This is a genomic window from Rahnella sp. 2050, from assembly GCF_040544515.1.
In the GTDB taxonomy this organism is placed as follows: domain Bacteria; phylum Pseudomonadota; class Gammaproteobacteria; order Enterobacterales; family Enterobacteriaceae; genus Rahnella; species Rahnella aceris.
In genome coordinates, this window is record NZ_JBEPKE010000001.1 from 1,187,883 (window position 1) to 1,201,254 (window position 13,372).

The window sequence follows — 13,372 nt, forward strand, 5'->3', positions numbered from 1 at the left end:
GTGTAGGTGAAAGATTTGTTTTAAGACGAATCCAATAAAAAAGGGCATAACTATTGTTATGCCCTTTTGTCTGCTGACTAAGAAAACTTATTCTTCTTCGTCATCAGCTGGCTGATCGTCTTCACTTTCCGCGTCGTCTGGCAGATCGGCTGCTTGTGCCGCTTCCAGTTCGCCCGCTTCGGTGGCTACGCCATCCAGTTCTTCGTCTTCAACCGGTTCTGCAACACGTTGCAAGCCAACCACATTCTCATCGTCTGCGGTACGGATAAGCGTCACACCCTGAGTGTTACGACCAACAGTACTCACTTCGGAAACACGGGTACGCACCAGCGTACCGGCATCGGTGATCATCATGATTTGATCCGCTTCGTCAACCTGAATCGCACCAATAACCGGTCCGTTACGCTCACTCACTTTGATTGAGATAACGCCCTGCGTTGCACGGGATTTAGTTGGGTACTCGGTCGATTCAGTACGTTTACCGAAACCGTTCTGCGTCACAGTCAGGATACAACCGTCACCGCGTGGGATGATAAGCGATACAACGCTGTCGCCTTCGCCCAGACGGATACCGCGAACCCCCGTCGCCGTACGGCCCATTGAGCGGACGGCTTCTTCAGAGAAGCGCACGACTTTACCGGCCGCAGAGAACAGCATGACTTCGTCTTTACCGTCAGTGAGGTCAACACCAATCAGCTCATCACCCTCGTTGAGGTTGATGGCGATAATGCCAGCGCTGCGTGGACGGCTGAAATCGGTCAGCGCGGTTTTCTTCACGGTACCGCTGGCAGTTGCCATGAACACATGACGACCTTCTTCGTACTCACGTACTGGCAGAATGGCGGTAATGCGTTCGTTCGGCTCAAGCGGCAACAGGTTGACGATAGGACGGCCACGGGCACCGCGGCTGGCTTCCGGCAACTGATAGACTTTCATCCAGTACAGACGCCCGCGACTTGAGAACATCAGAATAGTGTCGTGGGTGTTGGCCACCAGCAGACGATCGATAAAGTCTTCTTCTTTAATGCGTGCTGCTGACTTCCCTTTACCGCCGCGACGCTGCGCTTCGTAATCAGTCAGAGGCTGATATTTCACGTAGCCCTGATGCGACAAGGTCACCACAACGTCTTCCTGATTGATCAGGTCTTCGATGTTGATGTCAGAGGTATTTGCCGTAATTTCGGTACGACGCGGATCGTTGTATTGATCACGGATCGCTTCCAGTTCTTCACGAATGACTTCCATCAGACGGTCAGGGTTGGACAGGATGAACAGCAGCTCAGCGATTTGCACCAGCAGCTCTTTGTATTCATCCAGCAGTTTTTCGTGCTCAAGACCGGTCAGTTTCTGCAGACGCAGATCCAGAATGGCCTGTGCCTGTTGCTCAGTCAGGAAGTATTTTCCATCATGAATACCAAACTGCGGCTCCAGCCATTCAGGACGGGCTGCATCGTCACCCGCACTTGCCAGCATTGCTGACACGTTGCCCAGATCCCATGAACGCGCGACCAGGCCAGCTTTCGCTTCAGCCGGCGTCGGTGCCGCACGGATCAGTTCAATGATCGGGTCGATGTTCGCCAGCGCGATAGCCAGTGCTTCGAGGATATGAGCACGGTCGCGGGCTTTACGCAGTTCGAAAATGGTACGACGCGTCACCACTTCACGGCGGTGGCGGACGAACGCTGACAAAATTTCTTTCAGACCGAGAATCTTCGGCTGACCCTGGTGCAATGCCACCATGTTGATGCCGAAAGACGTCTGCAGTTGCGTCAGGGAATACAGGTTGTTCAGAACCACTTCACCGACAGCATCGCGTTTAATTTCAATCACGATACGCATGCCGTCTTTATCAGACTCATCGCGCAGCGCACTGATACCTTCGACGCGTTTTTCTTTCACCAGCTCGGCGATCTTTTCGATCAGACGGGCTTTGTTCACCTGATACGGGATCTCGTGAACAATGATGGTTTCGCGACCGGTTTTCGCATCGGCTTCTACTTCAGCTCGGGCACGGATATAAATTTTGCCACGGCCGGTACGGTAAGCTTCTTCGATACCACGGCGACCGTTGATGATCGCAGCCGTCGGGAAGTCTGGCCCCGGGATGTGTTCCATCAGCCCTTCAATGCTGATGTTTTCATCTTCAATATACGCCAGACAGCCGTTGATCACCTCGGTGAGGTTATGCGGCGGAATGTTGGTTGCCATACCCACAGCGATACCCGACGAGCCGTTAACCAGCAGGTTGGGAATGCGCGTTGGCATAACAGAAGGAATTTGTTCTGTGCCGTCATAGTTTGGCACGAAATCGACAGTTTCTTTTTCTAAATCTGCCAGCAATTCGTGTGCAATTTTTGACATGCGGATTTCGGTATAACGCATGGCTGCTGCGGAGTCGCCATCCACTGACCCGAAGTTACCCTGCCCGTCCACCAGCATATAGCGAAGTGAGAAAGGCTGAGCCATACGAACGATGGTGTCATAAACCGCGGTATCACCGTGTGGGTGATATTTACCGATAACGTCACCGACCACACGGGCCGATTTTTTATAGGCTTTATTCCAGTCGTTACCGAGGACATTCATTGCGAAAAGTACGCGGCGGTGCACCGGTTTCAAACCATCGCGCACATCTGGTAACGCACGTCCGACAATAACGGACATCGCATAATCCAAATAAGAGTTTTTAAGCTCTTCTTCGATGTTAATCGGTGTGATTTCTCTGGCAAGGTCGCTCATGGAGCTGCTATCCCTCTACTGATTATTCATGGCCGCTGCCCACGTAGGCATATATAGCGCAAAGGTGTAAAACTATACCACAAACCAGCCAAACGTGGAAAACAACCGCCCCCTTTTGCCTACTATTATCCAACGCGTTTCAAACCTTTGCACGCAGGGCTTCATTTCGTATAAACATTAACCAAAACCACAAAACTGAGCCAAAGCAGATGGAATATGTATAATCCGCTAATCAAGTTATAAGGAGTTCATCACGCTCATGACAACCACACCCTCCGCAACACCGCAAAACATCGACCATGCAGAAATCGCCAAATTTGAAGCCGTCGCCTCGCGCTGGTGGGATCTGGAAGGCGAATTCAAACCGCTGCATCGCATCAATCCGCTGCGTCTGAACTACATTCTCGAACGCGCTGATGGCCTGTTTGGAAAAAATGTTCTCGATGTCGGCTGCGGTGGCGGCATTTTGAGTGAAAGCATGGCAGTGGCGGGGGCGACAGTCACCGGACTGGACATGGGCGGCGAACCCTTGCAGGTAGCACGTTTGCATGCGCTGGAAAGCGGCGTGAAGGTGGAGTACGTGCAGGAAACCGTGGAAGCGCACGCCGACGCGCATCCGCAGCAATATGACGTGGTGACTTGCATGGAAATGCTGGAACACGTACCGGATCCGGCTTCTGTCGTTGCTGCCTGCGCACGTCTGGTGAAACCTGGCGGCCATGTGTTCTTTTCCACCATCAACCGCAACAATAAAGCCTGGCTGATGGCCATTTTCGGCGCTGAATATGTGCTGAAAATGGTGCCGAAAGGCACGCACGACATCAAAAAATTCATCAAGCCGTCTGAATTGCTGGGCATGATTGACCGCACATCGCTGTTTGAGCGTCACATTATGGGACTGCACTACAACCCGCTGACCGACCATTTCAAACTCGGGCCAAATGTTGATGTGAACTACATGATCCACACCCAGGCGCTGTAATATTCTGACTGCAAAAAAGGGTACAGCCTGCGCTGCACCCTTTTAATTTCACGGCTAACTGACTGACTTACCAGCGAATACTCACCCCAACTGACGCTTCGGTTTGCGAAAAATCATCTGACCCTTCTTGCTGTCCAACCTTGCCCCAGAGCGTGGTATTTTCGCCCAAATTGCCACTGATCCCGGTACTCAGTTCCGCACTGTCTTTGGCGGTGTTATCGGTGAAATTCACGCCATCCACATTCAGGGAAGTTTCCGCACTGTTATGGCGGTAATTCGCCTCTACAAAAGGTCTGAGATGCAGCGTCGGCGACGGATGAATATCCCATTCACTGCGCAAGCCTAAGCGCGTCTGAACGTTATTATCCCCCTGTTGTGCCACTTTCGACTGATTCGACGCGGTAAAATCTTTCTGCTTCACGCCCTGATAAATCACCTGCGCCTGGGGTTGCACCGTCCAGTTCCACTGGTTTCCCTGCATCAGGGTAAAACGGTAACCACCTTCCAGTGAGGCGGAAAGGCCGGAAGAGTGATAATTATCATCACCTGTACCGTCTTCGCTGACGCTGTTATCAAACCAGGCATATTGCATCCAGCTGTCGAGATACGCGCCCTGATGATCCTGTGCGTTCTGATACCAGGAAGCGGTCAGTCCGACGGCGTATCCCTGACTGTCATTATCTGATTTGCGCCCGGTCAGTACGCTGGTGCTATCGCCGTGGCTGTTACTGTAACCGCCCACCACACCCGCCAGGATTTCCCCGTCACCTGCATTATTGCGCAGGAAATTGCCGCTGATCTGAACCACTGACGTGTCATTGTGACTGTCAATCTGGCTGGCAAAGGTTGAGCTGTCGCGCGATGAATCCACCCGCAGCTTAATATTGTCATGACCGGCACCAGCATGATCCTGCGCCGTCATACTGAAGGCATTATTGGCGATGCGCAGGTTGCTCATATAGCCGCCCATTTTAGGGTTCAGCACCGGTGTAAAATCTTCCCCGCCAGAGGCTGGCACAGGTTGCGGCTGCGGTTGAACATCGGGATCAGGTTGCGGCTGGACGTCAGGATCGGGCTGAGGCTCCGGCGTCACCACCTGCGAGCGCAGATACCAGTCCTGATTATCCTGCACCAGAGAATAGTCGTAGGCGCCCATATTGATATATTGCTGACCACCGGCCAGATGGAAATCTGCCGCGTTCTGGAAGCTTTGCGGGTCGGCAACAAAATCGACAACTTTGATACCGGTTTGTGTCGCCTGCCCGATGCCGCTGACCGGCACAACCGCCAGCGCGGTATCACCGGAAGTATTGCCGTTAAGAATCAGCTGGTCGGTCGCCGAGGTATCACCATTCATTTCAGTTTCCAGCACCAGCGTGCCGCCGCCGGTGTAATCACCGTTGACCGTCAGCGTATCCCCGGCCTTGCCATTCTCCAGACTGGCGGTTCCTGCGCTGTTATCAAGGCTGCCGTTGACCGTCACACCGGCTAAATAGGTCAATGCATCCAGGGAAAGATTCGTGTTCAGCGTGCCTTTAAGCGCCATACCGGACGTAGCATTCACCAGCGTGCCGCCCGTGCCGGTAAACAGGCTGGCATCCAGCGCCGAGGAAGTGTCCTGATTTGTCAGGACCAGCTGAGTGTTGTCGGAAATCAACAGTGTACCGGTGGAATCCGCATCGATGCTGCGCACCTGCTGATCCATGCCGGTGGCAAACGTGGCATTTTCGCCGACGTACAATGAAGAGGCGTCTGCGATGATGTTTTCCGCGCCTCCCTGCAAAGTACCCTGTTCGACCCGGACAGCGGAATGGCTGTTGCCCGAATCTTTCAGAATCAACGTACCGTTACCGGTTTTGGTGAACGTGCTGTCAACGTCTGCCTGCCCGCCGGTACTGTCAGCGGTTAAACCGCCCCATTGCGTGGTCACGCCGTCGTCCACCTGCATCGTCCCTGAGGCCCGCATTTCAATATCTCGTGCCTTACCGGTTTGTGCTGATGTGGTATCGACCTGCCCGCTGGTATCGCCCGGCGCAGAAATCTCCAGCGTACTGGCCTGTGCCGGATCAGTAAAAATGACCTGACGGTTATAGGCTTCATCGCCCAACTGAGAGTTACCGGTGACCTGCAATGTCCCGGAAGCGATCTGCGTCGTGCCCAGATAAGTATTGTTATCCGCCAGCGTGACACGTCCGGCACCGGCATCAATCACCGCATACACGCCGCCATCAACGTGATAGTCGCTGCCCGTCCCCAGCGTCACCAGATCAGCATTACCGATTACCGTACCGCCGGACCCTGTAATCGTCAGGCCGTCGTTAGTCTGATTCGCTTCACCGTTGAAGGTGGACATGTCCGACAAATCCAGCACACCGCCGTCGAGCACAACAGACTGCGGATCGGCCTGCAATATCGCTAAATCTTCAGCATCGCCCTGAACGCTGAGTACAGCGTTTTGTTCCACCACAATGTCGCCATCCAGCCCCATAGACTGCGCGCCGGTCAGGGTGAAACTGCCATTTTCTGCCACGGTCAGATCGCCTGCTCCGGTGGTTGTCCCCGCCATGTAGCCGCTGTTAACAATGACATTACCGCCAGCATCAATATTCAATGTACTGTTCTCATGCCCCATAAAGGCATTTTTAAAGGTTTGCTGCGTGCTGCCAACATTCAGTATTGCCGTGTCATTCACATAATTATCGTTACCTAACACAATACCGTGACAGGTATCTGCCGCAGCCTGACAGTTGGTGTCGCCGACATTGATCAGCGTGTCATCACGTCCCAGCGTGACCGTGCCCTCTAAAATGTCGAATACGCCGGTAAAACCGCTGTTATCAGCATTAAGTACCAGTTCACCAGCACCGCGTTTGAAAATCGCGCCATAACCGGCGATCGAGTCATAAGCGCCGTCGTTGGCGGTATTGCCGATGATCAGCGTTTTATCTGCAGCAATATCAAAATCGGCTTCGCTGTGGCCGAGATACATGAACCCGCCGCCAGCGGCATCGGGTGCATCGCCATAATTGCCAGCGACGTTATCGTGGTAATAGGCAACACCATCATTTTCTTGATAGTTTTCATCAATGTTGATGTTGATCAGGAATGGCGTAGACGCGCTGCTGGTGTAGATTGCGCCTCCCTGTCCTTCGGCCTGATTGCCGGTGAATTCACTGTTAGTGATAAACATGCTGCCGTGGGAGTCAGACGTATTGTCCGTGGCATCAATCGCACCACCGCTACCATTACCTGAACTGGCACTTTTGTTGGTCTTTGCCTGATTATCCTCAAATAAAACATTTGTCAGCTGGACTTTATTATTAAGAGAATAAATAGCGCCGCCTTTCCCCTCACTGGAAATATTCCCTGAAAACACGGCATTAGTAATGGCAAGATCAGTATCACCTTCATCATTGGTGCCATTCATATATATTGCACCGCCGTAATCATGGGCGACGTTATCAATGAACAGGGTATTTTCTAAATATACCGTCGAGTTTTCTTTCGCAAAGATCGCGCCACCGTTTCCCGAACTGCTGTTTCCGGTAAATACGCTGTAACCGGTGGTGCTCTCAGGAATAATCTCCAGTGTGGTGCTGTTTCCCAGGTGGAAGGCACCACCCGAGGAACCTGAACCGTTCAGGCCGGAGAACTGCATCTCAGCGCCATCAGCCACGGTATAGGTATTGAGGGTTTTATTTTCAAGCGTGGTGGCCGTGGCGTTGCAACTTTCAGTAATTTGCAACCCTGAACAGGTCGGGAGAGTTTCTGCAAAAGCCGCCTCTGAAAAAGGCAATAAATTAAAGACTAAAAATAAACACGCCGTGATTTTATTGAAGACCATTGAAGTTCTAATCCCGCACCTGATGAAAGAGGAGCGAAAGTAATATGCACAGTGCCGGGAGACCACTTAATGATAAATTTAGAATATATAAACAACATCATTCATTCATCATATGTATTTATAATAAGGCTCATTTTTCTCAAAAACGCACTTTTCAGAAAGTGAACAAAAACCTGCTGGCAAGGTTGCCCCGAAGCGGCTTAACGGCTGTACGGCGACGCCAAATCGTCATCGGTTGCAAGTCATTTTTTCCGCTAATCCAGTAGAATTTACGTTAAGAGACGGGGTATGCCGGGGTTAAAACCTTAGTTTTTAGGACGTTGGTTGGCGTGAACACCGCAACATGATTTTTTAGAATAGTTATCCAGATCAATATAGCGTTTTTTTCTAACGTTTAATAAACCGGCAGTTGATCACCTTTCATAAAAATATAAGAAAATCGTATCTGAGATATTGACAGGTTTGTCGCGCCAGCAATGACGGACTTCTCAGGCTTGACGTCAAAATTTCTCCCCAACTTATCCACAAATCTGCCCGTTTTGTTCACTTGCAAAAGGGACATTCAATCACTATCTTGTCATCAGAAAATAACAAACCCACAATATATTGTGTTTATATCCTGACCAGCACACTAGGAACCTCTTGTGCTGCCGCGCATGTTTTACGCGGTCAGGTCAGACCCTTTATAAACCTTTAAGGTATCGCACCCAATGAACCAAAGTCTGCTTGTTACTAAACGTGATGGCCGCACAGAACGCATCAACCTTGATAAAATCCACCGTGTCATTGACTGGGCAGCGGAAGGTCTTCAAAACGTATCAGTTTCTCAAGTAGAACTCCGTTCACACATCCAGTTCTATGACGGCATCAAAACCGCTGATATTCACGAAACCATCATCAAAGCGGCGGCTGATCTGATCTCTAAAGATGCACCGGATTACCAATATCTGGCCGCGCGTCTGGCGATCTTCCACCTGCGTAAAAAAGCCTACGGCCAGTTTGAACCACCAAAACTGATCGACCAGGTGACCCGCATGGTTGAAATGGGTAAATACGACAAACATCTGCTGGAAGACTACACGGCTGAAGAGTTCGAGCAGATGGACAGTTTTATTGACCACTGGCGCGACATGAATTTCTCTTACGCTGCGGTTAAGCAACTGGAAGGGAAATATCTGGCACAGAACCGTGTGACCGGCGATATCTACGAAAGTGCTCAGTTCCTATACATTCTGGTCGCGGCCTGCCTGTTCTCCGGCTACCCGCGCGAAACCCGTCTGGATTACATCAAACGTTTCTACGACGCGATTTCAACCTTCAAAATTTCCCTGCCTACGCCAATTATGTCCGGCGTGCGCACTCCGACCCGTCAGTTCAGCTCATGCGTGCTGATCGAATGTGGCGACAGTCTGGATTCCATTAACGCGACCTCCAGCGCCATCGTGAAATACGTTTCACAACGCGCCGGTATCGGCATCAACGCCGGTCGCATTCGTGCGCTGGGCAGCCCGATCCGTGGCGGTGAAGCATTCCACACCGGTTGTATCCCGTTCTACAAACATTTCCAGACTGCGGTGAAATCCTGTTCTCAGGGCGGTGTTCGTGGCGGCGCAGCGACACTCTTCTACCCGATGTGGCATCTGGAAGTCGAAAGCCTGCTGGTACTGAAAAACAACCGTGGTGTTGAAGGCAACCGCGTCCGTCATATGGACTACGGCGTGCAGATCAACAAACTGATGTATCAGCGTCTGGTGAAAGGCGGCGACATTACCCTGTTCAGCCCGTCTGACGTACCTGGCCTGTACGATGCATTCTTTGCCGATCAGGACGAGTTCGAGCGTCTGTACGAGAAGTACGAGCAGGATGCCAGCATCCGTAAGCAGAAAGTGAAAGCGGTGGAACTGTTCTCCCTGATGATGCAGGAACGCGCCTCTACAGGCCGTATCTACATTCAGCACGTTGACCACTGCAACACCCACAGCCCGTTTGATCCGGCTATCGCGCCTGTTCGCCAGTCCAACCTGTGTCTGGAAATTGCGCTGCCAACCAAACCGCTGGATGACGTTAATGACGAAAACGGCGAAATCGCGCTGTGTACGCTGTCTGCTTTCAACCTCGGTGCGATCGAAAGCCTCGACGATCTGGAAGAACTGGCTGTTCTGGCAGTTCGCGCTCTGGACGCCCTGCTCGATTATCAGGATTACCCGATCAAAGCCGCAAAACGCGGTGCGATGGGCCGACGTACGCTGGGTATCGGCGTGATTAACTACGCGTATTATCTGGCGAAAAACGGTGTGCGTTATTCCGATGGCAGCGCTAACAACCTGACCCACAAAACGTTCGAAGCCATTCAGTATTACCTGCTGAAAGCCTCCAACGAACTGGCGAAAGAACAAGGCGCGTGCCAGTGGTTCAACGAAACCACCTATTCACAAGGCATCATGCCGGTGGATACCTATAAGAAAGATCTGGATGCCATCTGCGATGAACCGCTGCATCTGGACTGGGATACGCTGCGTGAAAACATCAAAACATACGGCCTGCGTAACTCCACGCTGTCCGCGCTGATGCCGTCCGAGACCTCTTCGCAGATCTCCAACGCCACCAACGGTATCGAGCCACCTCGCGGCCACATCAGTATCAAAGCGTCGAAAGACGGGATTCTGCGTCAGGTTGTGCCGGAGTACGAGCGTCTGAAAGATCAGTACGAACTGCTGTGGGATATGCCGAACAACGACGGCTACCTGCAACTGGTTGGCGTAATGCAGAAATTCATCGACCAGGCGATTTCGTCAAACACCAACTACGACCCGTCGCGCTTCCCGAACAGCAAAGTGCCAATGAAACAGTTGTTGAAAGACTTGCTGACCGCCTACAAATTTGGCGTGAAAACGCTGTACTATCAGAACACCCGTGACGGTGCTGATGATGTACAGGAAGACATGAAAGCCGATGTGGCTGATGACTGTGAAAGCGGCGCCTGCAAAATCTAATCTTTTGTTTTAACTAAGAATATTATTCAAAACCCCCGTCAGGGGGTTTTTGCCGAGAATTTCGAGGAAGTTATGGCCTACAGTACTTTTTCCCAGAATAAAAACGATCAGCTTCTTGAGCCAATGTTCTTTGGTCAGTCGGTTAACGTTGCCCGTTTCGACCAGCAGAAGCATGAAATCTTTGAAAAACTGATCGAAAAGCAACTGTCCTTCTTCTGGCGTCCGGAAGAGATTGATGTTTCCCGCGACCGTATCGATTTTCAGGCGTTGCCGGATCACGAGAAACACATTTTCCTGAGCAACCTGAAATACCAGACGCTGCTGGATTCCATTCAGGGCCGCAGCCCGAACGTCGCGCTGTTACCGCTGATTTCTATTCCTGAGCTGGAAACCTGGGTCGAAACTTGGGCGTTTTCGGAAACTATTCACTCGCGCTCTTACACGCATATTATCCGTAACATCGTGAATGATCCGGCGATTGTGTTTGACGATATCGTGACCAATGAAGAAATCCTCAAGCGCGCGAAAGACATCTCCGGTTACTACGACACGCTGATCGAGATGACCAGCTACTACCATCTGCTGGGCGAAGGCACGCATCAGGTCAACGGCAAAACCGTTGTAGTTAACCTGCATGAACTTAAGAAGAAACTCTACATCTGTCTGATGAGCGTCAACGCGCTGGAAGCCGTACGTTTCTACGTCAGCTTTGCCTGTTCATTTGCGTTCGCCGAACGTGAACTGATGGAAGGCAACGCGAAAATCATCAAGATGATCGCCCGTGATGAAGCGCTGCATCTGACCGGCACTCAGCACGCGCTGAACCTGCTGCGCTCAGGTCAGGACGACCCTGAAATGGCAGAAATCGCGCTGGAATGTCAGCAGGAGTGCCATGACCTGTTCGTGCTGGCGGCACAGCAGGAAAAGGACTGGGCAGAATACCTGTTCAAAGACGGTTCGATGATCGGCCTGAACAAAGACATTCTGTGTCAGTACGTCGAATACATCACCAATATCCGTATGCAGGCTGTCGGGCTGGATGCTCCGTTCAAAACCCGCTCGAACCCGATCCCGTGGATCAACGCCTGGCTGGTGTCTGATAACGTGCAGGTTGCGCCACAGGAAGTGGAAGTCAGCTCCTATCTGGTAGGTCAGATTGATTCTGAAGTTCACGCCGATGACCTGAGTGATTTCGAGCTTTAAATGGCCGACAGAACCATCACACTTTCAGCAAACGGACAGCAACTGGCGTGTAAGTCAGAGCACCGGAATTTGCTGGAGGTGTTTGAACATCATCAGGTTGAAGTGGAATACCAGTGTCGCGAAGGTTATTGCGGATCGTGCCGGATGCGGTTGATTAACGGTGAGGTCGCCTACAGCGAGAAACCCCTGGCCTTTATCTCAGACGGCGAGATTTTGCCGTGTTGTTGCATGCCGGTTGGGGATATTGAGATCGCGTTTTAGACTTTACTCCTCCCCCTGCGAAGGGGGAGGACGGGAGGGGGTTTTAAGGGCTAACATCTCATCAAAGCCAACCTCAACTCTTTGATTTCGCTTTAATACCCCACCCCAGCCCTCCCCTTCGCAGGGGAGGGAGCTAAAGCTAAACCTTCTCAACCCGATCCAACCACGGGTAATCCGCCACCGGCTCCCAGCCATTCAGATAGCGCCGCAGCATATTCATCGCCACCATCGCCATGGTCTCCTGACGTAATGCCAGTCCGTGACGCGTGGCGGTATAGCGGATTGTCAGGCCGCTGGTGCCGGTTGGGGTATGCAGTGCCAGACTTAATTCTGCACCTGACAGCGCGCCCACAGCCAGCGCCAGTTGTGCGCCGGTGGTTTCGGCCAACGTCTGCGCACGCGCCAGTAAGCATTCGAGGGATTTTTCAGGTGAGGGTTCGTCGCCTTGCGGCAATAACTCGCCGTTGACCAGCGGAACGCCGGCGCTTTGCAGACGCCAGTTCAGCAGGCCGCCGGTGAAACTTTCACTGACCGCCAGACGTAAATCCTGCGCCAGCAGGCGTTCTGCCAGACGATCCGGCAGGCTACCCAGCCCTTCAAAAATCGTGCTCTCCCCTGCGACTTCACGCACGCGTTCAAACGCTTTGTGCATTGCAGCCTCCTGAGAGCGCGGGCCGGTGACTTTCAGCTCGATAATCGGCGATGACGAACGGTAACCCATCACCACGCCTTCCGGCAGCTCAAGTTGATCCAACTCGGTGGCAAGGTCACTTTCGCCACGTCCGAACGTGGTCAGACGCAAACATAACGGCGCTTCCAGCGCCGGAAATTGTTTGTGCAGACGTGGAACGATTTGTTGTTCCACCATCACTTTAAATTCGGACGGTACGCCGGGCGTGAAGAAAATCTGACAGCGGTTGAGCTTCACGCTGAAGCCGCAGGCGGTGCCCACCGGATTATCCAGCAGCTCGGCATTGGCCGGGATTTGTGCCTGTTTGCGGTTGGATTCGGCCATCGGACGGCCACGTTCATTGAAGAACGCCTGCATGGTTTCAATCCAGCCAGCATCTTCCACCAGTTCCACATCACAGGCTTTAGCCGCCGCCAGCGCACTTAAATCATCGGTCGTTGGCCCCAGGCCGCCGTTCACGATAAGCACATCAGCGATGTGGCTGCGTTCTTTGAGAACAGCCACCAGCGCGTCCAGACTGTCGCCCACGGTTTCACGACTGGTCATCGGTAAACCTTGCTCAAACAGATAATTCGCCAGCCATGCCGAATTGGTATCCACAATCTGGCCGTGCAGCACTTCATCACCCGTACTCAGCATCTCAACCCTAAGCATCCCGT

7 protein-coding genes are annotated in these 13,372 nt (G+C 52.3%); 4 read left to right on the plus strand and 3 right to left on the minus strand.

The genetic code is table 11. The annotated features are described in order from the left end of the window. Window positions 1-87 precede the first annotated feature (87 nt). Entirely contained in the window at window positions 88-2,739 is a 2,652-nt protein-coding gene (gene gyrA / locus ABIC79_RS05165) for a DNA topoisomerase (ATP-hydrolyzing) subunit A (RefSeq protein WP_013574618.1), read from the minus strand. A 259-nt stretch (window positions 2,740-2,998) separates the two neighbouring features. Here gyrA and ubiG point away from each other — a divergent pair, with 259 nt between their 5' ends. After that, window positions 2,999-3,721, plus strand: a complete 723-nt coding sequence (gene ubiG / locus ABIC79_RS05170; protein ID WP_354566604.1) for a bifunctional 2-polyprenyl-6-hydroxyphenol methylase/3-demethylubiquinol 3-O-methyltransferase UbiG — start codon at window positions 2,999-3,001, stop codon at window positions 3,719-3,721. A 67-nt stretch (window positions 3,722-3,788) separates the two neighbouring features. Here ubiG and yfaL read toward each other — a convergent pair whose 3' ends face one another. Continuing rightward, window positions 3,789-7,565 (minus strand): AIDA-I family autotransporter adhesin YfaL/EhaC, encoded by a 3,777-nt coding sequence (yfaL, locus tag ABIC79_RS05175; protein ID WP_354566605.1) that lies wholly within the window; start codon window positions 7,563-7,565, stop codon window positions 3,789-3,791. A gap of 710 nt (window positions 7,566-8,275) precedes the next feature. On the opposite strand from yfaL, the gene nrdA reads away from it, so the two are divergent. The 3 genes from nrdA to yfaE all read left to right on the plus strand — a co-directional run bounded on the left by nrdA (window position 8,276) and on the right by yfaE (window position 12,022). Next, entirely contained in the window at window positions 8,276-10,558 is a 2,283-nt protein-coding gene (nrdA, locus tag ABIC79_RS05180) for a class 1a ribonucleoside-diphosphate reductase subunit alpha (protein ID WP_013574614.1), read from the plus strand. 72 nt (window positions 10,559-10,630) lie between these two features. Next, entirely contained in the window at window positions 10,631-11,761 is a 1,131-nt protein-coding gene (gene nrdB, locus ABIC79_RS05185; protein WP_112198666.1) for a class Ia ribonucleoside-diphosphate reductase subunit beta, read from the plus strand. Continuing rightward, entirely contained in the window at window positions 11,762-12,022 is a 261-nt protein-coding gene (gene yfaE / locus ABIC79_RS05190; protein ID WP_013574612.1) for a class I ribonucleotide reductase maintenance protein YfaE, read from the plus strand. It abuts the gene before it with no gap. A 139-nt stretch (window positions 12,023-12,161) separates the two neighbouring features. On the opposite strand, the gene ABIC79_RS05195 is transcribed toward yfaE, so the two are convergent. Further along, the gene (locus ABIC79_RS05195) at window positions 12,162-13,367 is read right to left on the minus strand and encodes a nicotinamide mononucleotide deamidase-related protein YfaY (RefSeq protein ID WP_354566606.1); all 1,206 of its coding nucleotides are present in this window, start codon (window positions 13,365-13,367) and stop codon (window positions 12,162-12,164) included. Window positions 13,368-13,372: the final 5 nt, after the last annotated feature.